The organism is Pseudomonas sp. 50_B (genome assembly GCF_017491625.1).
Taxonomy (GTDB): Bacteria; Pseudomonadota; Gammaproteobacteria; order Pseudomonadales; family Pseudomonadaceae; genus Aquipseudomonas; species Aquipseudomonas danubii.
In genome coordinates, this window is sequence record NZ_JAFGYX010000116.1 from 1 (window position 1) to 480 (window position 480).

At 60.4% G+C, this 480-nt stretch carries 1 protein-coding gene; it reads right to left on the minus strand.

Annotation, left to right across the window (positions count from 1 at the left end; translation table 11 throughout):
* The coding region (gene dcd, locus J5M73_RS31190; protein WP_207816918.1) for a dCTP deaminase at positions 1–407 on the minus strand (407 nt) is incomplete at its 3' end.
* Positions 408–480 lie beyond the last annotated feature (73 nt).

Genomic DNA, 480 nt, shown 5'->3' on the forward strand with positions numbered 1-480 from the left:
GTCACGTAGCCTTCCCACTCGGGCTCGAACGGCGTCACGTTGACGATGATGCCGCAGCGCGCGTACGTCGACTTGCCGAGGCACACGGTGAGCACGGTGCGCGGAATGCGGAAATATTCGACGGTGCGCGCGAGCGCGAACGAGTTCGGCGGAATGATGCACACGTCGCCCTTGAAATCGACGAACGAGCCTTCGTCGAAGTTCTTCGGATCGACGATCGTCGAATTGATGTTCGTGAAGATCTTGAATTCGTCCGCGCAGCGGATGTCGTAGCCGTAGCTCGACGTGCCGTAGCTGACGATCTTGCGGCCGTCCTCGGCGGCGCGAACCTGATCGGGCACAAACGGCTCGATCATCTTGTGCTCTTCGGCCATGCGCCGAATCCACTTGTCGGACTTGATGCTCATAAAAAGGCGCCGGAAAACGCTGCTATCGGGAAGGAAGCCGCCGAACGGTCCGGCGGCCACGAAAGGCGCACAT